The sequence below is a fragment of the Vibrio sp. SCSIO 43135 genome, assembly GCF_023716665.1.
Classification (GTDB): Bacteria; Pseudomonadota; Gammaproteobacteria; order Enterobacterales; family Vibrionaceae; genus Vibrio; species Vibrio paucivorans.
This window is the reverse complement of sequence record NZ_CP071859.1, coordinates 840,957-861,743: the sequence shown is the minus strand read 5'-3', so window position 1 is coordinate 861,743 and position 20,787 is coordinate 840,957. Positions and strand designations below refer to the sequence as shown.

The 20,787-nt window shown below is 44.8% G+C and carries 20 protein-coding genes; 8 read left to right on the top strand and 12 right to left on the bottom strand.

What is annotated here, in order from left to right; translation table 11 throughout:
- Positions 1-2 precede the first annotated feature (2 nt).
- Both gloA and J4N42_RS04070 read left to right on the top strand, forming a co-directional pair.
- Positions 3-419, top strand: coding sequence for a lactoylglutathione lyase (gene gloA / locus J4N42_RS04075; protein WP_252029897.1), 417 nt, complete (start codon positions 3-5; stop codon positions 417-419).
- Positions 420-524: 105 nt separating this feature from the next.
- Entirely contained in the window at positions 525-959 is a 435-nt protein-coding gene (locus J4N42_RS04070; RefSeq protein WP_252029895.1) for a DUF2753 domain-containing protein, read from the top strand.
- On the opposite strand, the gene motY is transcribed toward J4N42_RS04070, so the two are convergent.
- A complete protein-coding gene (gene motY, locus J4N42_RS04065; RefSeq protein WP_252029893.1) occupies positions 956-1,837 on the bottom strand; it encodes a flagellar protein MotY in 882 nt (293 codons plus the stop codon). The genes J4N42_RS04070 and motY overlap by 4 nt on opposite strands.
- A 179-nt stretch (positions 1,838-2,016) precedes the next feature.
- Here motY and rnt point away from each other — a divergent pair, with 179 nt between their 5' ends.
- The gene (rnt, locus tag J4N42_RS04060) at positions 2,017-2,676 is read left to right on the top strand and encodes a ribonuclease T (protein ID WP_252029891.1); all 660 of its coding nucleotides are present in this window, start codon (positions 2,017-2,019) and stop codon (positions 2,674-2,676) included.
- 18 nt (positions 2,677-2,694) lie between these two features.
- Positions 2,695-4,020 (top strand): Na+/H+ antiporter family protein, encoded by a 1,326-nt coding sequence (locus J4N42_RS04055; protein ID WP_252029888.1) that lies wholly within the window; start codon positions 2,695-2,697, stop codon positions 4,018-4,020.
- A gap of 150 nt (positions 4,021-4,170) precedes the next feature.
- Here J4N42_RS04055 and sucD read toward each other — a convergent pair whose 3' ends face one another.
- From sucD to sdhC, 8 genes are all read right to left on the bottom strand, one after another.
- Positions 4,171-5,043: a succinate--CoA ligase subunit alpha gene (gene sucD, locus J4N42_RS04050; RefSeq protein WP_005476019.1), complete on the bottom strand. Its 873-nt coding sequence runs from the start codon at positions 5,041-5,043 to the stop codon at positions 4,171-4,173.
- Positions 5,043-6,209, bottom strand: a complete 1,167-nt coding sequence (gene sucC / locus J4N42_RS04045; protein WP_252029886.1) for an ADP-forming succinate--CoA ligase subunit beta — start codon at positions 6,207-6,209, stop codon at positions 5,043-5,045. The genes sucD and sucC overlap by 1 nt, the downstream gene beginning before the upstream one ends.
- A 206-nt stretch (positions 6,210-6,415) precedes the next feature.
- Positions 6,416-7,621: a 2-oxoglutarate dehydrogenase complex dihydrolipoyllysine-residue succinyltransferase gene (gene odhB / locus J4N42_RS04040; RefSeq protein WP_252029884.1), complete on the bottom strand. Its 1,206-nt coding sequence runs from the start codon at positions 7,619-7,621 to the stop codon at positions 6,416-6,418.
- A gap of 28 nt (positions 7,622-7,649) precedes the next feature.
- Positions 7,650-10,475: a 2-oxoglutarate dehydrogenase E1 component gene (gene sucA, locus J4N42_RS04035; protein WP_252029882.1), complete on the bottom strand. Its 2,826-nt coding sequence runs from the start codon at positions 10,473-10,475 to the stop codon at positions 7,650-7,652.
- Positions 10,476-10,575: 100 nt separating this feature from the next.
- On the bottom strand, positions 10,576-11,289 hold the full coding sequence (locus J4N42_RS04030) for a succinate dehydrogenase iron-sulfur subunit (RefSeq protein ID WP_252029880.1): 714 nt from the start codon (positions 11,287-11,289) through the stop codon (positions 10,576-10,578).
- 15 nt (positions 11,290-11,304) lie between these two features.
- A complete protein-coding gene (gene sdhA, locus J4N42_RS04025; RefSeq protein ID WP_252029879.1) occupies positions 11,305-13,071 on the bottom strand; it encodes a succinate dehydrogenase flavoprotein subunit in 1,767 nt (588 codons plus the stop codon).
- On the bottom strand, positions 13,072-13,419 hold the full coding sequence (gene sdhD, locus J4N42_RS04020; protein ID WP_252029877.1) for a succinate dehydrogenase, hydrophobic membrane anchor protein: 348 nt from the start codon (positions 13,417-13,419) through the stop codon (positions 13,072-13,074).
- Positions 13,413-13,805, bottom strand: a complete 393-nt coding sequence (gene sdhC, locus J4N42_RS04015) for a succinate dehydrogenase cytochrome b556 subunit (protein WP_252029875.1) — start codon at positions 13,803-13,805, stop codon at positions 13,413-13,415. Before sdhC ends, sdhD begins: the two co-directional genes overlap by 7 nt.
- 394 nt (positions 13,806-14,199) lie before the next feature.
- On the opposite strand from sdhC, the gene J4N42_RS04010 reads away from it, so the two are divergent.
- Positions 14,200-15,489: a citrate synthase gene (locus tag J4N42_RS04010; RefSeq protein ID WP_252029873.1), complete on the top strand. Its 1,290-nt coding sequence runs from the start codon at positions 14,200-14,202 to the stop codon at positions 15,487-15,489.
- A gap of 85 nt (positions 15,490-15,574) precedes the next feature.
- Here the strand turns inward: J4N42_RS04010 and J4N42_RS04005 are convergent, their stop codons facing one another.
- Complete coding sequence (locus tag J4N42_RS04005) at positions 15,575-16,333, bottom strand: Nif3-like dinuclear metal center hexameric protein (RefSeq protein WP_252029871.1); 759 nt, start codon at positions 16,331-16,333, stop codon at positions 15,575-15,577.
- A gap of 119 nt (positions 16,334-16,452) precedes the next feature.
- Between J4N42_RS04005 and J4N42_RS04000 the strand changes: the two genes are divergently transcribed.
- The gene (locus J4N42_RS04000; RefSeq protein ID WP_252029869.1) at positions 16,453-17,205 is read left to right on the top strand and encodes a DUF1853 family protein; all 753 of its coding nucleotides are present in this window, start codon (positions 16,453-16,455) and stop codon (positions 17,203-17,205) included.
- Between the two features lie 87 nt (positions 17,206-17,292).
- Here the strand turns inward: J4N42_RS04000 and pgm are convergent, their stop codons facing one another.
- Entirely contained in the window at positions 17,293-18,939 is a 1,647-nt protein-coding gene (gene pgm / locus J4N42_RS03995; RefSeq protein ID WP_252029867.1) for a phosphoglucomutase (alpha-D-glucose-1,6-bisphosphate-dependent), read from the bottom strand.
- A 103-nt stretch (positions 18,940-19,042) separates the two neighbouring features.
- Positions 19,043-19,585 carry a replication initiation negative regulator SeqA gene (seqA, locus tag J4N42_RS03990; protein WP_252029865.1) on the bottom strand — a complete coding sequence of 181 codons (543 nt, stop codon included), beginning with the start codon at positions 19,583-19,585 and terminating at the stop codon, positions 19,043-19,045.
- Positions 19,586-19,677: 92 nt separating this feature from the next.
- Between seqA and J4N42_RS03985 the strand changes: the two genes are divergently transcribed.
- Entirely contained in the window at positions 19,678-20,442 is a 765-nt protein-coding gene (locus J4N42_RS03985; protein ID WP_252029862.1) for an alpha/beta fold hydrolase, read from the top strand.
- A gap of 104 nt (positions 20,443-20,546) precedes the next feature.
- Positions 20,547-20,768, top strand: coding sequence for a DUF2788 domain-containing protein (locus tag J4N42_RS03980; RefSeq protein WP_252029860.1), 222 nt, complete (start codon positions 20,547-20,549; stop codon positions 20,766-20,768).
- Positions 20,769-20,787 lie beyond the last annotated feature (19 nt).

Below are 20,787 nucleotides of genomic sequence, written 5' to 3'. Positions count from 1 at the left end.
AAATGTCTAACGGCCGTATTCTCCACACCATGTTACGAGTTGGAGATCTTGATAAATCAATTTCATTTTACACCGAAGTGATGGGCATGAGCCTGCTACGTACCAATGAAAACAAGGAATATGAGTACACTCTCGCTTTTCTAGGTTACGGTGACGAATCCCAAGGTGCAGTGATCGAACTTACCTATAACTGGGGTAAATCCGAGTACGACATGGGGACTGCGTTTGGCCATATCGCTATCGGTGTCGAAGACATTTACTCTACCTGTGATGCCATTAAGGCTGCGGGCGGCAATGTCACGCGAGAGCCAGGCCCAGTGAAAGGTGGCAGTACCCATATCGCTTTCGTGAAAGATCCAGATGGGTACATGATAGAGCTCATTCAAAACAAGCAGGCTTCTTCGGGTTTAGAAGGCTAACTTAATCGAATAAAGGCCACTCAATAGTGGCCTTTATTTCAATCTTTACATGATAATAATTATCATTTAATATCCACTTACTTTATCTAAAGTGAGGGATAGCAAATGATGGAAGAATGGGAAAAGCACACACTACTCGCTGATATCGCGATGCAAAAAGACGACCATCTGCGTAGTATTCTTCACTACCAACAGGCCCTCACTCTTAGTGAGGAGCTATCTCACGAACAAGATCTGGCGTTAGAAGATCGTTTAGTAGTCTCGGTCATTTCTTGCCATAACATGGCGTCTTTCTGGCGTCAGGTTGGCGAGGTGAAGTATGAGCTCAAATATCTTCAGTTGGCTTCCGAAAAAGTGCTCACTTTAGTGCCTCAATGCCCAAATACCGATTGCGATGCATTCGTGGATTCTTTAGGCTGCTGCAAAAAAGCCTTGGTGGAGTTCATGAAGCGACACCCTAACCCAAAAATTGCAAAACAGGTTCAGGACATCGATTCGTTTACTAACTGCAATATTATCGCTCGTTTTTCACTGCACTAGACTTGTGTTCTACCTAGTGAAATAACGACTCGTCGGTTTTTGTTCTTTCCAATTGGTGACGAATTATCCGCTACAGGGCGACGTTTGCCATAACCTTGAACTTGAATTCTGTCTTCTGGCAATCCGAGAGATTCAAAATAATCTCTTAGCACTTCTGCGCGCTGCTCTGATAAATTTTGACTAACACTTTTGCTCTCAACTGAATCGGTGTAGGTCGATACCAGTACGAGGTCAATATCTTGATTGTGGCGAATATACTCTGCGATTTGAGCTAAGCGCTTTTGTGAAGCTTTGTTGAGTTGAACACTACTTCGGTCGTAGTGAAGAATCGTAAACGAGATATCTTCGAATGAATACGGCAGCAGATTAGCAACACAGTCACTAAACGCGTTATATTTTTGCTGAAACAATACTGATGATAACGCAACTTCAATTCGCTGATCACGGCTCTGCCAGTCCTGGTAACTAAAAGTTGGATAACGCCCTTTCTCTAACTCACTCAATATGCCCCAAGCGGTTTGACCACCAATATAACCATCAAACTGCTTAAAGAACTTAATATTACTTATGCGTTCAGCGCTCTCGCCTGGACGCCAATGCGGCGGCATTGAAACTAAACTTACATTACGAGTTTCACCCATTGGCCTACGCATTTTTAACTCAAAATCGAGGTTGATTTTTTTACTTGCAATAGAAGAGAACACCGCATCGCCATAATTAGGAATAGGGTGAACTAAACGGCACTCTAGAGGAGTGTTTGCAACCATCTGCCAAGTTGATTGCATAGGCGTAGCAACGTAGCGCTTTTCCATAGCACTCAAGGCCATAGATACGGTTGCGCTGGTCAAACATATTGTTGTCACTAGCCACTTATTCATAGTCAATTTCATCTCGTTTAATACTGCTATCGAGCGGTGATTGATTGCCGCTTTATCTTACCCTTGGTACTGATGCAAAAAGCTAGCCAATAAGATGGGGGATTAAATCCCAGAGCTTGCTTTTGATCACTTAGAGAATCTGCAATAATGCACGCCCTGTCACAAAACCTTGGACCACCATGACTGTAGAAAATGAAGCATTGACGCTCAAAAAACGCTTTCGCGGTTATTTCCCCGTCGTAATTGATGTCGAAACCGCTGGATTCAATGCCAAAACAGATGCTCTATTAGAAATTTGCGCTATCACCTTAAAGATGGATGATAATGGCGACCTTCACCCTGCATCCACTCTACATTTTCACGTTGAACCATTTGAAGGTGCAAACCTTGAGCCTGCTGCGCTTGAGTTCAATGGTATTCGTGATCCCTTTAGCCCTCTTCGTGGTGCTGTGACAGAATCTGAAGCCCTAAAAGAAATTTATAAGCTTGTTCGTAAGGAACAAAAGAATGCCGATTGTAGCCGGGCCATTATGGTCGCACACAACGCCACTTTTGATCTGAGCTTCGTTATGGAAGCAAGTGAACGCTGCAAGCTCAAAAGAGTCCCTTTCCATCCTTTTGCAACATTTGATACAGCTGCGCTTAGCGGGTTGGCCTATGGACAAACCGTCTTAGCTAAAGCGTGTAAAACAGCTGGGATGGAATTCGACAATAAAGAAGCCCACTCAGCACTTTACGATACTCAAAAAACCGCTGAGCTATTCTGTGGCATCGTCAATAAATGGAAAGCCTTAGGCGGCTGGCCATTAGTTGACGAGAGCGACAACGATAATAAGTAAACACACATCGAGATTATTATGAACCCTGTTGTTATTTCTGTTTGTATCATGCTGGTACTTGCACTGATGAGGGTGAATGTCGTAGTAGCACTGACATTCGCCGCTATCGTTGGTGGTCTAGTATCAGGAATGAGTTTAAATGACGCCGTTTCTGCTTTTGAAAGTGGCCTAGGTGGTGGTGCAACCATCGCGCTAAGCTACGCTATGTTAGGGACATTCGCCGTTGCCATATCACGCTCCGGGATCACTGATTTACTGGCACAGTCAGTTATCAAACGAATTCATGGTAAGGAAAACGGTACTGCGAGCACAGGACTTAAGTACGCGGTACTTATCGCACTTGTACTCGTCACTATGTCTTCTCAGAACGTTATTCCTGTCCATATCGCCTTTATCCCAATTTTGATTCCACCTCTATTGGGCGTGTTCGCTAAACTTAAATTGGATCGCCGTTTAGTCGCTTGTGTGCTGACTTTTGGCTTAATTACTCCCTATATGGTACTTCCAATTGGCTTTGGTGGAATTTTCTTAAACAATATCCTGCTTAAGAACTTACACGATAACGGCTTAGAAGACGTGGTCGCTAGCCAAGTCCCTACGGCGATGCTTCTTCCTGCTGCAGGTATGCTGTTCGGTCTACTAACAGCAATCTTCTTTAGTTACCGCAAGCCTCGCGAATACAAAGAAACTGAACTTACTCATGTTGATACAGAACCTACAGCCATCAACAAGAAAAATATCCTAGTCGCAGCAGCTGGTATCGTAGCAGCGCTCGCAGTTCAACTAAGCACTGGGTCAATGATCATTGGTGCACTTGCTGGCTTTATGGTGTTCACTTTTGGTGGTGTCATTGCGTGGAAAGAAACACATGATGTGTTCACTAAAGGTGTTCACATGATGGCAATGATTGGCTTTATTATGATTTCAGCGGCCGGCTTCGCTGCAGTAATGAAACAAACGGGTGGCGTTGAATCACTGGTTGAAGCACTGTCTACCAGCATTGGAGACAACAAACCTCTAGCAGCACTTCTTATGCTTGTTGTTGGTCTACTAGTAACCATGGGGATTGGTTCTTCGTTCTCAACCATCCCTATCATCGCGACCATTTATGTTCCGCTAGCAGCCGCTTTCGGTTTCTCGCCAATGGCAACTATCGCGTTAGTAGGCACTGCAGCTGCACTTGGTGATGCAGGCTCGCCAGCTTCTGATTCAACCCTAGGTCCAACATCTGGCCTAAATGCAGATGGACAACACGAACACATTTGGGAAACAGTAGTTCCAACCTTTATTCACTACAATATTCCGTTGATCGCGTTTGGTTGGTTAGCTGCAATGGTTCTTTAGCAAAGCGCAGTTAATATCTTGAGTAACGAAAGGCTGCCTAATGGCAGCCTTTTATTTTGGGCGCGAAAAACATCTAATTGACCGTTGTCAGGCAAAAAAGAAAAAGGCTTGATGATCTCTCATCAAGCCTTTGTTTGATCACAGTGGTTATTACCAACCAGTGATTTCGCGTAGACCTTTACCGATGTCTGCAAGAGACTTCACTGTCTTAACGCCTGCAGCTTCTAATGCAGCAAACTTATCTTCCGCAGTACCTTTACCACCAGAGATGATTGCACCTGCGTGACCCATACGCTTACCAGGAGGAGCCGTTACACCAGCAATGTAAGAAACAACTGGCTTAGTGACGTTCTCTTTAATGAACGCTGCAGCTTCTTCTTCAGCTGTACCACCGATTTCACCAATCATTACGATTGCTTCAGTCTCTGGATCTTCTTGGAACAGTTTTAGGATATCAATGAAGTTTGAACCAGGGATTGGGTCACCGCCGATACCAACACAAGTAGACTGACCGAAACCTTCGTCTGTTGTCTGCTTAACTGCTTCGTAAGTTAGTGTACCTGAACGCGATACGATACCCACTTTACCTTTCTTGTGGATATGTCCAGGCATGATACCAATCTTACACTCGTCTGGAGTGATTAGACCCGGACAGTTAGGACCGATCATGCGAACGCCAGTCTCTTCTAGCTTCACTTTAACGTCGATCATATCTGTTGTAGGGATACCTTCAGTGATTGTTACGATTAGCTCGATGCCTGCATCAATCGCTTCCAGGATTGCATCTTTACAGAAAGGTGCAGGTACGTAGATAACTGTTGCCGTTGCGCCAGTTGCTTCTACTGCTTCACGTACTGTGTTAAATACAGGTAGACCTAGGTGAGTTTGACCACCTTTACCTGGAGAAACACCACCAACCATCTGTGTACCGTATGCGATAGCTTGCTCAGAGTGGAAAGTACCTTGACCACCAGTGAAACCCTGACAGATTACTTTAGTGTCTTTATTAATTAGTACAGACATTATTTGCCCTCCGCAGCAGCAACAACTTTCTGAGCAGCGTCAGTTAGCGACTCAGCTGCAATGATATCAACATCAGAATTAGCAAGAACTTCGCGACCTAGGTCCGCGTTAGTACCTTCTAGACGAACAACTACAGGTACGCTCACGCCTACCTCTTTAACTGCACCGATAATACCTTCAGCGATCATGTCACAACGAACGATACCACCGAAGATGTTTACTAGTACTGCTTTTACATTGTCATCAGATAGGATGATCTTGAATGCTTCTGCTACACGCTCTTTGGTTGCGCCGCCACCTACATCTAGGAAGTTAGCTGGCTTGCCGCCGTGTAGGTTCACGATATCCATCGTACCCATTGCTAGACCTGCACCGTTAACCATACAGCCAACATTACCGTCTAGTGCTACGTAGTTTAGTTCCCACTGTGCAGCGTGTGCTTCGCGCTCATCTTCTTGTGAAGGATCGTGCATTTCACGAAGTTTTGGCTGACGGTACATCGCGTTTGAGTCGATGTTGATCTTACCATCAAGACATAGAAGGTTGCCTTCGCCAGTGATTACAAGAGGGTTGATCTCTAGTAGAGCGAGGTCGTACTGAGAGAACATGTTGCCAAGACCCATGAAGATCTTAACAAATTGTTTGATTTGGTCTCCTTCAAGACCCAGTTTGAACGCAAGTTCACGGCCTTGGTACGCTTGAGGGCCTACTAATGGATCGATAGCTGCTTTGTGAATCAACTCTGGCGTTTCTTCTGCAACTTTCTCGATTTCAACACCACCTTCAGTTGAAGCCATGAAGACAACTTTACGAGTAGCACGGTCTACAACTGCGCCTAAGTAAAGCTCGTTAGCGATGTTCGATGCTTCTTCAACTAGGATTTTTGTAACAGGCTGACCATTTGCATCTGTTTGGTAAGTTACTAGGTTTTTACCTAGCCATTTCTGAGCGAACTCTTTTACACCGTCTTTAGTATCGTGTAGTTCTACGCCGCCCGCTTTACCGCGACCACCAGCGTGAACCTGACATTTCACTACTTTTTTGTCAGTACTAATACGACCTGCAGCTTCGAACGCTTCTTGTGGCGTGTCACACGCGTAGCCTTCTGGTACAGGCAAACCGAATTCTGCAAACAGCTGTTTGGCTTGGTATTCATGCAAATTCATTTTGATATTCCGTTTGTTATCCCTTAAGGGATTATTATTTCCATGACGCCGCATACACTGCGAAACGTCTGTAGGGTCTTCTCAATTCAACCATACGTGTATCGTATACAAATATGGCTCAAGTGAAGGCCAGACAGTTGAGCCAGTCTAGCCTTGAAAAATATCAAACGTCTAGCCGACTATAGCAACTAGACGTTTTAGCGATATTAAACGTCTAATAACAGACGTGCAGGATCTTCTAGTAGCTCTTTAATTGTTACTAGGAAGCCTACTGACTCGCGGCCATCGATTAAACGGTGGTCGTAAGACAACGCTAAGTACATCATCGGCAAGATTTCAACCTTGCCATCCACTGCCATTGGGCGCTCTTGGATCTTGTGCATACCAAGAATTGCCGCTTGAGGCGGGTTGATGATTGGCGTAGACATTAGAGAGCCAAATACACCACCGTTTGTGATAGTGAAGTTACCACCCATTAGCTCATCAACAGTTAGCTTGCCGTCACGGCCTTTGATCGCTAGCTCTTTGATGCCTTTTTCGATGTCAGCAAAACCTAGTGTGTCACAGTCTTTTAGTACTGGAGTCACTAGACCTCGTGGCGTAGATACCGCCATGCTGATGTCGAAGTAGTTGTGGTAAACGATATCATCACCGTCGATAGAGGCGTTTACTTCTGGGTAACGCTTAAGCGCTTCAGTTACCGCTTTCACGTAAAAAGACATGAAACCAAGACGCGTGTCGTGACGCTTCTCGAATTGGTCTTTGTACTGCTTACGAAGGTCCATGATTGGCTTCATGTTTACTTCGTTGAAAGTCGTCAGCATTGCTGTGCTATTCTTCGCTTCTAGAAGACGGTTTGCTACCGTCTTACGTAGGCGAGTCATAGGTACGCGCTTTTGGCTACGTGCTGCTGCTGGAGCTTCAACAGCTGGAGCATCAGCTTTAGGTGCTTCTTTAGCGTTAGCTAGGTGAGCTTCAATGTCTTCGCGTGTGATTCGACCACCAACACCGGTGCCTTTAACTTGGCTAGCTTCTAGGCCATGCTCTGCAAGTAGTCGACGTACAGCTGGACTTAGCGCATCATTGCTTTCTTCCGTCAAAGCAGCCTTATGGCGTTTGTCTGGAGAAGCTTCTGTCTCTTCTGTTGTGTCAGATGTAGGTTCACCCGCAACAGCACCAGGCTTAAGCTTAGCAATCAGCTGCTTAGACAGTACTGTTGCACCTTCTTCTTCAATAATCGCTTCTAGTACACCAGCTTCAGGAGCAGGTACCTCTAGAACAACTTTATCAGTTTCAATATCAACAATAACTTCGTCACGAGCAACCGCTTCACCCGGTTTCTTGTGCCAAGTTGCTACGGTTGCATCAGCAACTGATTCAGGTAAATCTGGAACCAGAATTTCAATTGTCATATCTATTTCATCCTTTCGCTTCTAGTTCTTAAGCTGAGACTTTTGGATCTAAGTTAAGAGCGTCTTCAATTAACGCTTTTTGTTGTTTCAAGTGTACCGACATGTAGCCTACTGCTGGCGAAGCAGAAGCCGGGCGGCCTGCATATTTAAGGTCTGCTCCCGCTGGAATAGCTGCGCGGAAGTTATGTTGACTGCTGTACCAAGCACCTTGGTTTTGTGGTTCTTCTTGGCACCAAACAAAGTCTGTAACGTTCTTGTACTGAGCGATTGTTGCTTGTACTTCCTCAAGTGGGAATGGGTAAAGCTGCTCAATACGAACGATAGCTACATCGTCTTGCTCATTGTTTCGGCGTTGTTCAAGCAGATCGAAATAAACCTTACCCGAACAGAACACGACGCGTTTCACTTTGCTTGCTTCAATGTTGTCAATCTCACCAATTGCAGCTTGGAACGTACCATCAGCTAACTCTTCAATCGAAGAGGTACATAGCGGGTGACGCAACAAAGACTTAGGAGACATAACAATCAAAGGTCGGCGCATTGGGCGAACAACTTGACGACGAATCATGTGATAAACCTGAGCTGGCGTTGAAGGCACAACAACCTGCATATTTTGCTCAGCACATAATTGTAGGTAACGCTCCAGACGAGCTGATGAGTGCTCTGGGCCTTGACCTTCATAACCATGAGGCAGAAGCATAGTTAGGCCACATAGACGTGCCCACTTCTGCTCACCAGATGAAATGAATTGGTCAATCACAACTTGTGCACCATTTGCGAAGTCACCGAACTGAGCTTCCCAAAGGGTTAAGCCACTTGGCTCTGCTGTTGCGTAGCCATATTCGAATGCGAGTACCGCTTCTTCAGACAACACAGAGTCAAACACTTGGAATGGCCCCTGCTTATCGTGAATATTAGCAAGAGGGATAAAAGTACTTGCATCCGACTGATTGTGAAGTACCGAGTGACGGTGGAAGAAAGTACCACGACCAGAATCCTGACCTGAGATACGAATGCGTTTTCCATCATCCACCAGCGTTGCATACGCAAGTGTTTCTGCCATACCCCAGTCAATCTGCTTCTCGCCGTTCATCATAGACAAACGATCGTTGTAAAGCTTGTTCACTCGGCTTTGCAGCTTGTGACTTTCTGGGAACTGACATACTTTGTTGCCAAGCTCTTTCAAGCGTTCTGAGTCTACTTTACTATCCCAGTCGATATTCCAGTCATGCCCTAGGTAAGGGGACCAATCAACTGAGTGTAGTGCCATTGGACGCCACTCTTTTACAACAACTTCACCATGGTCTAAAGCATCACGATATTCGTTAACTAACTGAGTAGCCGTTTCAATATCGAATTCACCACGATCGATCAACACGTCTGCGTACAGCTTACGTGGAGTCGGATGCTTCTTGATTTTTTGATACATCAACGGCTGAGTTGCATTTGGCTCATCTGCTTCGTTATGACCATGACGGCGGTAACAGACAAGGTCAATTACAACATCACGTTTAAACGTATTACGATAATCTAGAGCAAGCCGTGCAACGAATGCTACTGCTTCCGGATCGTCAGCATTGACGTGGAAAATAGGCGCCTGAACCATTTTCGCGATATCGGTACAGTACATTGTTGAACGTGTATCACGAGGGTTCGAAGTAGTGAAGCCAACTTGGTTATTTACTACGATACGAACAGTACCACCTACACAGAAGCCACGAGCTTGAGACATATTAAATGTCTCTTGAACAACGCCCTGTCCAGCTATTGCCGAATCACCATGAATAGTAATTGGTAGAACAGCATCGCCGTTCTTATCGTCGAGTCTGTCTTGACGAGCACGTACAGATCCAATAACTACAGGGTTAACGATCTCAAGGTGTGATGGGTTAAACGCCAATGCCAAGTGCACATCGCCGCCAGGAGTAGCAAAATCAGCAGAGAAACCTTGGTGGTATTTAACATCACCCGTTCCCCATGTATCGTCATGCTTACCCGCAAATTCATCGAATAGATCTTGTGGCTTTTTACCTAGAACGTTGACAAGCATGTTCAAACGTCCGCGGTGAGCCATACCAATCACGACTTCACGCATACCCTGACCACCAGCATGACGAATGATTTCTTTCGTCATTGGGATCAATGCATCACCACCTTCCAACGAGAAACGCTTAGCACCTGGGAATTTTGCACCTAGGTATCGTTCCAAACCTTCTGCAGCTGTTAGCTCCTCAAGGAATGAACGCTTTTCTTCGTCGTTAAATGATGGTTGACCGACTACAGACTCTAAACGCTGTTGAATCCAACGTTTTTGCTCTGTGTTTGTCATGTGCATATATTCAGCACCGATAGAGCCACAGTAAGTCTTCTTCAGTGCATCGTATAGATCTTTTAGCACCATGGTTTCTTGACCAATAGCGAAAGAGCCTACGTTGAAGGTTTCTTGGAAGTCGTCTTCGGTGAGAGTATGAAAGGAAGGATCGAGATCTTGTACTGCATCTCTTTTCCATAGACCTAGAGGGTCTAGGTTTGCAGCTTGGTGCCCACGGAAACGGTAAGCATTGATAAGCTGTAGAACTTTTACTTGTTTAGCATCGACATCAGGATCACTAACTTGGACATTGTAATGCTTTGTTTCTTGAGCGAGTCGTCGGAAGTAATCACGGACACGTGAATGTGGTTGTTCTACCACTTCAGAGGCTTGCACAGGCAAACCATCAAATACACGTCTCCACTCCTCACTTACCTGATCGGGGTCACTTAGATACAGTTCGTAGAGTTCTTCTACATAAGTTGCATTGGCGCCAGCCAAGTGTGAAGACTCGAGCCATGCCTTCATCACGCCGTTGTGCATATTTTCCCTTAACCAGTAGTTTTCACGTTTGCTTCGGTCTATGCCGAGCTATTAAGAGCCGGTCGTTCCATACGGAGCGACCGGCAATTTTTGTTATTTATTAAACCGAACGATTTACCAACATCGACTTGATGTGGCCAATAGCTTTCGTCGGATTTAATCCCTTAGGACAAACACTTACACAATTCATTATGCCATGGCAACGAAAAACGCTAAATGCATCATCAAGATTAGATAAACGTTCATCTGTTGCTGTATCGCGACTATCAATTAGCCAACGGTACGCTGCCAATAGGCCTGCTGGTCCGATGAATTTGTCTGGGTTCCACCAGAATGAAGGACAAGAAGTCGTACAACATGCACACATAATACATTCATACAAACCATCCAAATGAGCTCGCTCATCAGGTGTCTGCAAGTTTTCGCGTGCAGGTGGTACGTTGCCGTCCGACACTAAGAACGGTTTAACTTTAGCGTAGTTATCGTAGAACTGCGTCATATCAACAATTAAATCACGCACTACTGGCAACCCAGGTAGTGGACGGATCACGATCTTGTCTTTACCAGACAATGCTGACAACGGTGTAATACATGCTAGGCCGTTTTTACCGTTCATGTTTAGGCCATCTGAACCACAAACACCTTCACGACAAGAACGACGGAAAGATATCGTTGGATCTTGCTCTTTCAGCAGAATCAACGCATCCAAAAGCATCATATCCGAGCCTTCTTCCACTTCGAGCACATAGTCTTTCATGTATGGCTTTTGGTCGACGTCCGGATTGTAACGGTACAAAGAGAAATTCAGTTTCATAATCTAGCCCTCTCCTTAGTACGTACGTGCTTTAGGTGGGAACGCTTCACGATGCACAGGTTCCATATTTACGTCACGTTTTGCCATCCCTTCTGTTTCAGGGTTGTAAATCGAGTGACATAGCCACTGAGAATCATCACGGTCTGGGAAGTCAAAACGAGCATGAGCACCACGACTTTCTGTGCGGTAGTTTGCTGCAACAGCGGTTGCATAAGCTGTTTCCATCAAGTTTTCTAGCTCTAAACACTCAATACGTTGTGTGTTGAACTCTGTAGACTTGTCAGATAAATGCGCGTTTTTCAAACGCTCACGAATCGCTTTTAGCTCTTCTAAACCTTTGGCCATAGCATCACCTTCACGGAACACCGAGAAGTTGTTTTGCATACATTGCTGAAGGTCTTTACGGATTTGTGCAGGGTCTTCACCACCTGTGCTGTTTTCCCAACGATTGTAACGCTCAAGTGAACGCTCGATGTCAGCTTCGGTTGCAGGCTTCGCTTCCGCTTGTTTCTTCAGAGTTTCACCCAGATGTAGACCAGTTGCACGCCCGAATACCACCAAGTCTAGTAGTGAGTTACCGCCAAGACGGTTTGCACCGTGAACCGATACTGAAGCAATTTCACCACAAGCAAACAAACCTTGTACTTCAACATCTGCTCCGTTCTCGTCTTGCTTAATTGCCTGACCAGAAACTTGTGTTGGTACGCCACCCATCATGTAGTGACATGTTGGAATTACAGGGATTGGCTCTTTAACAGGATCGACGTGAGCAAACGTGCGCGAAAGTTCACAAACACCAGGAAGACGAGACTCAAGCGTCTCTTTACCTAGGTGATCAAGTTTCAGTTTGATGTGCGGACCCCATGGGCCGTCACAGCCACGACCTTCGCGGATTTCGATCATCATTGAGCGAGCAACAACATCACGACCAGCAAGGTCTTTAGCGTTAGGAGCATAACGCTCCATGAAGCGTTCGCCGTCTTTATTTAGAAGGTAACCACCTTCACCACGACAGCCTTCAGTAACCAGTACACCTGCACCAGCAATACCAGTTGGGTGGAACTGCCACATTTCCATATCTTGCATTGGTACACCAGCACGTAACGCCATACCAACACCATCGCCCGTGTTGATGTGTGCATTGGTAGTAGACGCGTAAATACGGCCAGCACCACCAGTAGCAAGAATGGTTGCTTTAGATTTGAAGTAGCATACTTCACCAGTCTCCATACAAAGAGCTGTACAGCCAAGCACTGCACCATCTTCGTTTTTCACTAAATCAAGCGCGTACCACTCAGAGAATACCGTCGTTTTGTGCTTAATGTTTTGCTGGTAAAGAGTATGTAGTAGTGCGTGACCAGTACGGTCAGCTGCTGCTGCAGTACGCGCAGCTTGCTCACCACCAAAGTTCTTTGACTGGCCACCAAATGGACGCTGATAGATCGTACCGTTATCAAAGCGAGAGAATGGTAGTCCCATTTTCTCTAATTCGATGACTGATTCAGGACCATTTTTACACATGTACTCGATAGCATCTTGGTCACCGATGTAGTCAGAACCTTTTACCGTATCGTACATATGCTGTTCCCAGTGATCCTCGTGCGCATTACCAAGAGCAACGGTAATACCACCTTGAGCAGATACAGTATGAGAACGAGTTGGAAATACTTTTGACAGCAAAGCACAAGAAAGGCCTTGCTCTGAAATTTGTAGTGCAGCACGCATACCTGCACCACCTGCGCCGATAACAACGGCATCAAATTCACGAACAGGAATAGTCACTTACGCACCCCACAGAATAAACAGACCAGAGAAGAAATATCCGATAAGAACAGCAATAACACCTAGCTGAAGACCGCCACGTAGTTTTGTACATTTGATGTAGTCAGTCAGTACCTGCCATAGACCAATCCAAGCGTGGATAAGTACGGAGGTTAGGGCCAGCATAGTGAAGACTTTAGTGAAGGTACCACCAAAGAATTGGGTCCAAGATACGTAAGAGATATCACCAGAGAACGCAAAAAAGCTCACTAGGTAAATAGTGTATAGAGTCATAATGATGGCAGTTGCACGAATCAGTAGGAAATCGTGAACACCATTACGACCAAATGAGGAAACATTGCTTACCATACCAAAACTCCTGCAAGAAGCGATAATACTGCTGTTGCTGCAAAAGCAACTTTAGCGCTCAGCGCGCCAGATTCTAATTCTTCAAAATGACCTAAATCCATAAGTAGGTGACGAATACCGCCAACAATATGGTAGGCCAACGCAGTACAAATCCCCCACAGAATAAACTTAACGAAGAAGCCATCGACGATGTCGCTCGCTTCCATAAAGCCTACTGGGGATTCTAATGAGATGGATAGTAACCAAAGCAAAATTCCGATCGCGACAAACGTAATCACTCCTGACACACGGTGTAGGATTGATGCGATGGCGGTGATCGGAAAGCTAACAGTCTGCAAATCTAAATTAACAGGTCTTGACTTTCTTTCTTTCACGGGCTTGCTCACTCAGCTCCATTGAGCATTTATAGTTATGAACGAATTTTGACGACAAACCTACAAAAGTTAACATTTATTTAACAGTAATCCGCTATTTTTAAAAAGATAAATGTAAAACAATTGTTAACAACAAGATTAAAAACGTCACCTCACATTTGTTTCTAGCCTTGAATTTATAAGGTTTCCACCAAAAATTACAGCGCCACTATACGGCTGGCAACATTCTAATACAATTGATGTAACAATTTTTGCTACACAGAACAGATTTTTAACGTTACATGTTTAAAAAATCATAACAAGTGCACACATCAGAGGAGAAGAATTGACTTTATTAACGAACACACGTACAAAAATGGCACATAAACATCCTGGACGGATTAAATAATAAACAAAGGAGATTGTCATGGCGGATAAGAAAGCTACCCTTCATATTGAAGGCAAAGCGCCAATCGAGCTGCCGATTATGGACGGGACTGTTGGCCCTCAAGTAATCGACGTTCGTAAACTAGGAGCAAACGGATACTTTACATTTGACCCTGGTTTTCTTGCCACTGCATCTTGTGAATCTCAAATCACTTATATCGATGGCGGTAAAGGTGTGCTGCTACACCGTGGTTACCCAATCGATCAGTTAGCAAACAATGCTGACTATTTAGAAGTATGTTATATCCTTCTTTACGGTGAAGCCCCAAATCGTGAGCAATACGAACAGTTCAAAACAACAGTAACTCGCCATACTATGGTACACGAGCAAATCGCAAGCTTTTTCCACGGCTTCCGACGTGACGCTCATCCAATGGCGGTTATGTGTGGCGTAGTTGGTGCTCTTGCAGCCTTCTACCATGATTCATTAGATATCAATAACGATACGCACCGTGAAATCGCAGCATATCGTCTACTTTCTAAAATGCCGACGCTTGCAGCAATGTGTTACAAGTACTCTATCGGCCAGCCATTTATTTACCCACGTAACGACCTTAACTACGCGGAAAACTTCTTACACATGATGTTTGCAAACCCATGTGAAGAATATGAAGTAAACCCAGTTGTAGCGCGTGCGATGGATAAAATCTTCACGCTTCACGCAGACCACGAGCAAAACGCGTCAACGTCTACAGTACGTCTAGCCGGTTCTTCTGGTGCTAACCCATTTGCATGTATCGCAGCGGGTATCGCCTCTCTTTGGGGACCAGCGCACGGTGGTGCTAACGAAGCATGTCTACGTATGCTTGAGGAAATCGGTAGCGTAGATAATATCGAAGAGTATGTAGCTAAAGCGAAAGACAAAGATGACCCATTCCGCTTAATGGGCTTCGGTCACCGCGTTTACAAGAACTACGATCCTCGCGCGACAGTAATGCGCGAAGCTTGTCATGAAGTATTGAAAGAACTAAACATCAAAGATCCACTACTAGATGTAGCGATGGAACTTGAGCGAATTGCCCTTTCTGACGAATACTTCGTTGAGAAGAAGCTATACCCTAACGTTGACTTCTACTCAGGCATCATCTTGAAAGCAATTGGTATCCCAGTATCAATGTTTACTGTAATCTTCGCGATGTCTCGTACTATCGGTTGGATTGCACACTGGAACGAAATGCACAGTGACCCAGCAAACCGTATCGGTCGTCCTCGTCAGCTTTACACTGGTGAAGAAATCCGTGATTTTCAGCCACTTCACGAACGTGAATAACGGTTGAGCAATCGAAATCTAAAAAGGGGTTGATGTCTGACATCAACCCCTTTTTTACTTCATTTTTTTGAAAAGCCCTATCCTGCTAGACAGGATTATCAATATCGACAAACTCAACATCGAGTCCATGCTCTTTGGCTAACCACTCACCTAAGGCTTTGACCCCATACCTTTCTGTTGCATGATGACCTGCAGCAAAATAATGCACACCCATTTCTCTAGCTGTATATGTGGTTCGCTCGGAGATCTCCCCCGAAATAAAAGCATCTAAGCCAAGCTTAACCGCAAGCTCTATATAATCTTGTCCACCACCGGTACACCAGCCAACTGTCTCGATCAGTTTATCTTCTGACTCTGGAGCGATATGAAGCGGTTGCCTATTCAGGGCTGTATTGATCTTGCTCGCAAACTCGGCACCCGATAGAGGAGTTTTGAGCCGACCGTACATAGCAACTGACTGGGGGTTACCTTCCATTCCTCCCTCTACTTGAATATCTAACAGGCGCGCTAACTCAGCGTTATTACCAAGCTCGGCGTGAATATCAAGAGGAAGGTGGTAACCAAACAAGTTAATGTCATTTTTGATTAATGAGCGAATGCGATTGCCTTTCATACCTCTAATAGGCTCAGGCTCTCCTTTCCAAAAATAACCATGATGTACCAATAATGCATCAGCATTGAGCTCGATAGCTCTGTCGATCAAAGCTTGTGAAGCCGTTACACCGGTAACGATTTTCTTGATTGTCTGTGTGCCTTCTACCTGCAACCCATTGGGCGCATAATCTTTAATTAACTGCGGAGAAAGCTTTTCATTTAGAATTTGTTCTAGCTGCAAATTGTTCATTCTAATTTCCAGTTACATTGTTCCAACTTAGTTTAGGTCGAAACTAAGTGCTCCCTAACATGGCAGTGATGATAGCGCGCGGGTACAATACAAACAATTGCTTTCATTGAGGTCTATGGATGAACTCTCAACAGCGCTTCTACCATTGGATAGCGAATACCGAACCATTATTTGAAATCACACCACCGTTTGAGTCTTTGCAGCACCTGAACACCTTGCTTCCTCAAGATCTCGGCTACGATGGCAATCCTAGGCTAGGGTTTCTATATCAACACCTCTGTACACAATTGCTAACATCTAGTAACCAGTACACTTTGGAACTGGAAGAGATTCAAATCAATCGTGATAACGGACAAACCCTAGGTGCAATTGATCTTATTTTGAACAATCAATTCACCGGGCAAAACGAACATTGGGAAGTCGCGATTAAGTTTTACTTGTTGCACCAAGGGATTTGGTATGGACCGAACGCTCACGACCAACTTGATAAAAAACTGAATAGAATGCTGAACCATCAGCTAAAAATGAGCACCAATCCACATTTCCTGTCTCAGTACCCTCAGTTTGATAACCTATCAGAGCACCTACTTATACAGGGAAGGCTGTATATCAATCCTTTCTCTCCAGAGCCTGTGCCAACTGACTGCCTTGGCTTTCGGATTAACAAGCAGCAGATCTCTGGTTTTTGGTGTTATCAAAGTCAGTGGGAGCAGGTGAACACACCAATATATGAATTGAGTAAACCTTTATGGGCAACTGGTTTGGCTAAATATAGCAACCCCATCGGAAAACCAAATGGGCGATTTGTCCATGCTCAAGCTGAAGATGGTCAATTTTGGTTTATCGTGCCTGATAGCTGGCCGAACAATTAGGTATCAACTCAGTTTATTGAGACTAAACAAAAAGAGCTGATGTAAAAACATCAGCTCTTTTTATATACCGAGAACTACGTTTCAGGCTTACAGCCCTGCCTCAGCAAAAACTTGGTTTACAATGTCCTGAGCTTCAGACTCGATTTGCTTAAGATGCTCAGCACCTTTAAAGCTTTCACAGTAAATCTTATAAATGTCTTCCGTACCCGATGGACGCGCGGCAAACCATCCATTGTCAGTCGTCACTTTCAATCCGCCAATTGCTGCTCCATTGCCTGGTGCATGAGTTAAACGAGCGGTAATTGCATCACCCGCCAGCATCTCAGCTGATACCATTTCTGGAGACAACTTCTTCAGTACTTCTTTTTGTGGGCCATTAGCAACCGCTTGAATGCGATTATACTGTGACTCACCATGCTTAGAGGCCAATTCTTCATAGTAGTCTTGTGGATTCTTGCCGGTTACCGCAGTGATTTCAGCAGCGAGCAAACACAAGATAATGCCATCTTTATCCGTCGACCATGGAGTGCCATCTTTACGTAAGAAAGAAGCACCAGCACTCTCTTCACCACCAAAGCCAAACTTACCTTCGTACAATCCATCGACAAACCACTTAAAGCCAACTGGCACTTCACATAGTTCTCTACCTAGGTCGGCAACAACGCGATCAATCATTGCACTTGATACGAGCGTTTTACCAACAGCGACTTCTTTGCCCCACCCTTCACGATGACGATATAAGTAATCGATACATACCGCCAAGAAGTGGTTAGGATTCATCAAACCTTTTGGTGTCACTATGCCGTGGCGATCATAATCAGGATCATTACCGAACGCTAAATCATACTCATCTTTAAGTTCAAGCAGCCCTGCCATTGCATAAGGAGACGAACAGTCCATACGAACGACCCCGTCCTTATCTAAGGACATAAACTGGAACGATGGGTCTATGGCTTCGCTGACCAAGGTTAAGTCAAGATCGTAGGCTTGACCAATCTGACGCCAGTAATCAATACCGCTGCCACCTAATGGATCAACTCCAATCTTAAGATTTGCTTTTTGGATGGCATCCATATCAACAACATTCACTAGGTCGTCGATGTAAGGCTTAACTAAATCCATCTCAACAAACAGATCTGAAGCCTTCGCTTGCGCCAGAGGAAGTCGCTTCACTCCCTGTAGCTCTTCTGCAATTAGAGCGTTAGCACGGTCTTCAATCGCCTGGGTAAGCTCAGCTTCTGCTGGACCACCGTGCACAGGGTTGTACTTAATGCCACCATCTTGTGGTGGATTATGAGAAGGCGTGATGACGATGCCATCTGCTTTCTCATCGTTGACTAAGTTGTAAGTGAGAATAGCGTGAGATACACCCGGTGTTGGCGTGTAGCCGTTGTTTTCTTGCACGACAACACGTACGCCATTAGCAATCAATACTTCAACAACTGTAGAAAAGGCAGGCTCTGACAGCGCGTGGGTGTCTTTGCCGACAAAAAGTGGTCCTGTCGTCCCTTGCTCCGCTCGTACTTCTGCAACAGCTTGTGCAATAGCCAGAATGTGATTTTCATTGAAGGTTGATTTATCCGCGCTCCCACGGTGACCTGAAGTCCCGAATGCCACTTTATGGTCTGGGTTACCTACTTGAGGCTGAAGTAAAAAGTAGTTTGCCACTAACGCTGGAATATTATGTAGATCTTCTTGTCGAGCTTTTTGTCCCGCTCTAGGGTGCATAGCCATTTTGACATCCTTATAAAAATTACAGAATTCTTGTCTTACGAAAATGAAAAAACCTCATAATACTTGGCATTTGTTACGCATCATGAGGTTTGAATTTAGATTTTTAAATTGAGTTGGTCACTTTCTCGATGGAATCAGCAGGGAAGTTCATCCTGACCATCAATTGCTCAACCATTTGGCGCTTGCGGCTCGTATTGTTATTCGTTATTACCCAAAAGCGTGTATTGGGGATCGCTTTCGGTTTAGTTGTATTACCGCTAGCCAATAGAGTTTGCTCATTATCCGCGAAGTAAACACGCTTTCTGCCTTTTACTTGAGTCGCTTCAGAAAAACTCTCTGGGTTGATTCGATGTAACGTTGAAAGCACTAGCATAAAGCGGTCAATCGCCTTCTTCAGGCCTGCAAATTCATCCGATATCAATAGAGCGCGCATCTCTTTCACGCTATCTACTTGGACATCTTTTACTGCATCTTTACTGACTACAATGCCTTTCGGCTCCGACATCGGCTTAGGCTGTGCGTTTGCCGACACTTTTCCATCTACGTTTAGTAAACGACGAAGAATGTCTGAAGCACTTTCACCAATATGTTCGGTCTGGCCAGCAATGTAACGGTATAGATCCTCATCAACCTCAATTGTTTTCATTCGCTTTTCACAATCTCTATGTTTAAACTCTCGGGGATTATAGCGAGATCTTTGCTGATACTCTACGTTAAACCAATCACGAATAAGATAAAATGTCAGAACTGCTCAACTACAAACTCGAAGGTGAGGGTCACACCATTGTACTGATCCACGGATTGTTTGGTAATTTGGACAATCTTGGTGTACTTGCGCGCGATTTGAAAGCCGATCATCAAGTGCTTAGTGTCGACCTTCGTAATCATGGTATCTCTTTCCATAGTGACGAGCATAACTACCAACTGATGGCCGACGACGTCGTGCGTTTATTAGCGCATTTACAAATTAGCGACTTTACTCTGGTAGGCCACTCTATGGGCGGTAAAGTGGCAATCAAAGTAGCCGAGACACTCAAACAACAAGTTCGCAAACTCATTGTCCTCGATATGGCCCCTGTCCATTACACTACGCGCCGACATGATAACGTTATTTCAGGGTTGGTTGCCGTCAGTGAACAGAATCCAAGCTCTCGCTCTCAAGCATTAGACATTCTCGCACAGCACATCGAAATCGACGGTGTTAGGCAGTTTCTGAGTAAGTCTCTTTATAAACAAGATGACATCATGCAGTGGCGATTCAACGTAAAGTCTATCGTTGAAAACTATGAGTCCATCCTAGGTTGGGAGGCTATTGAACCCATCGATACCCCTACTTTGTTTGTTAAGGGAGCAGACTCGGATTACCTCCTCCCAGAACATCAAGCTGATGTCCAAAAACAAATGTCACAATCAAAAGCGCACATTATCGCGAATACAGGCCACTGGTTACACGCCGAAAAGCCCAAAGAAGTACTTCGAGTAATTCGAAACTTCATAGCTTAAACGTGTTGAGCTTGGTTAATGAGAACTTCGTAAATACTCTCGCATTAACATTGATAGATAACAGTGGTATAGTGCGCGCAAGCAAATTGGCATAAAGGAAACCCATGCTTTACGACTACATGAACATACTCGAATCCGTCGGGCTCGATTTACTTTTTGCGTCTATCTTTTTTCTAATTGGTATGGCGATAAAAGATGTGCTGAAACAGGGTAATGTTCCTCCTTTTGGCCGTCGTATTGTATGGTTAGTGCTATTCCTAGGTTGTTTTGGATTTATCTCAAAAGGTATTATCCAAATCACAATGGAAGGCTCAGGTCTCGGTTGAGCACCTCTCCATAACTGCT

What these genes read in the sequence shown, in the direction of transcription:
- gloA (WP_252029897.1), top strand. Translation starts at nt 3, where the DNA reads ATGTCTAACGGCCGTATTCTCCACACCATGTTACGAGTTGGAGATCTT.
- J4N42_RS04070 (WP_252029895.1), top strand. Translation starts at nt 525, where the DNA reads ATGATGGAAGAATGGGAAAAGCACACACTACTCGCTGATATCGCGATG.
- motY (WP_252029893.1), bottom strand. Translation starts at nt 1,837, where the DNA reads ATGAATAAGTGGCTAGTGACAACAATATGTTTGACCAGCGCAACCGTA.
- rnt (WP_252029891.1), top strand. Translation starts at nt 2,017, where the DNA reads ATGACTGTAGAAAATGAAGCATTGACGCTCAAAAAACGCTTTCGCGGT.
- J4N42_RS04055 (WP_252029888.1), top strand. Translation starts at nt 2,695, where the DNA reads ATGAACCCTGTTGTTATTTCTGTTTGTATCATGCTGGTACTTGCACTG.
- sucD (WP_005476019.1), bottom strand. Translation starts at nt 5,043, where the DNA reads ATGTCTGTACTAATTAATAAAGACACTAAAGTAATCTGTCAGGGTTTC.
- sucC (WP_252029886.1), bottom strand. Translation starts at nt 6,209, where the DNA reads ATGAATTTGCATGAATACCAAGCCAAACAGCTGTTTGCAGAATTCGGT.
- odhB (WP_252029884.1), bottom strand. Translation starts at nt 7,621, where the DNA reads ATGACAATTGAAATTCTGGTTCCAGATTTACCTGAATCAGTTGCTGAT.
- sucA (WP_252029882.1), bottom strand. Translation starts at nt 10,475, where the DNA reads ATGCACAACGGCGTGATGAAGGCATGGCTCGAGTCTTCACACTTGGCT.
- J4N42_RS04030 (WP_252029880.1), bottom strand. Translation starts at nt 11,289, where the DNA reads ATGAAACTGAATTTCTCTTTGTACCGTTACAATCCGGACGTCGACCAA.
- sdhD (WP_252029877.1), bottom strand. Translation starts at nt 13,419, where the DNA reads ATGGTAAGCAATGTTTCCTCATTTGGTCGTAATGGTGTTCACGATTTC.
- J4N42_RS04010 (WP_252029873.1), top strand. Translation starts at nt 14,200, where the DNA reads ATGGCGGATAAGAAAGCTACCCTTCATATTGAAGGCAAAGCGCCAATC.
- J4N42_RS04005 (WP_252029871.1), bottom strand. Translation starts at nt 16,333, where the DNA reads ATGAACAATTTGCAGCTAGAACAAATTCTAAATGAAAAGCTTTCTCCG.
- J4N42_RS04000 (WP_252029869.1), top strand. Translation starts at nt 16,453, where the DNA reads ATGAACTCTCAACAGCGCTTCTACCATTGGATAGCGAATACCGAACCA.
- pgm (WP_252029867.1), bottom strand. Translation starts at nt 18,939, where the DNA reads ATGGCTATGCACCCTAGAGCGGGACAAAAAGCTCGACAAGAAGATCTA.
- seqA (WP_252029865.1), bottom strand. Translation starts at nt 19,585, where the DNA reads ATGAAAACAATTGAGGTTGATGAGGATCTATACCGTTACATTGCTGGC.
- J4N42_RS03985 (WP_252029862.1), top strand. Translation starts at nt 19,678, where the DNA reads ATGTCAGAACTGCTCAACTACAAACTCGAAGGTGAGGGTCACACCATT.
- J4N42_RS03980 (WP_252029860.1), top strand. Translation starts at nt 20,547, where the DNA reads ATGCTTTACGACTACATGAACATACTCGAATCCGTCGGGCTCGATTTA.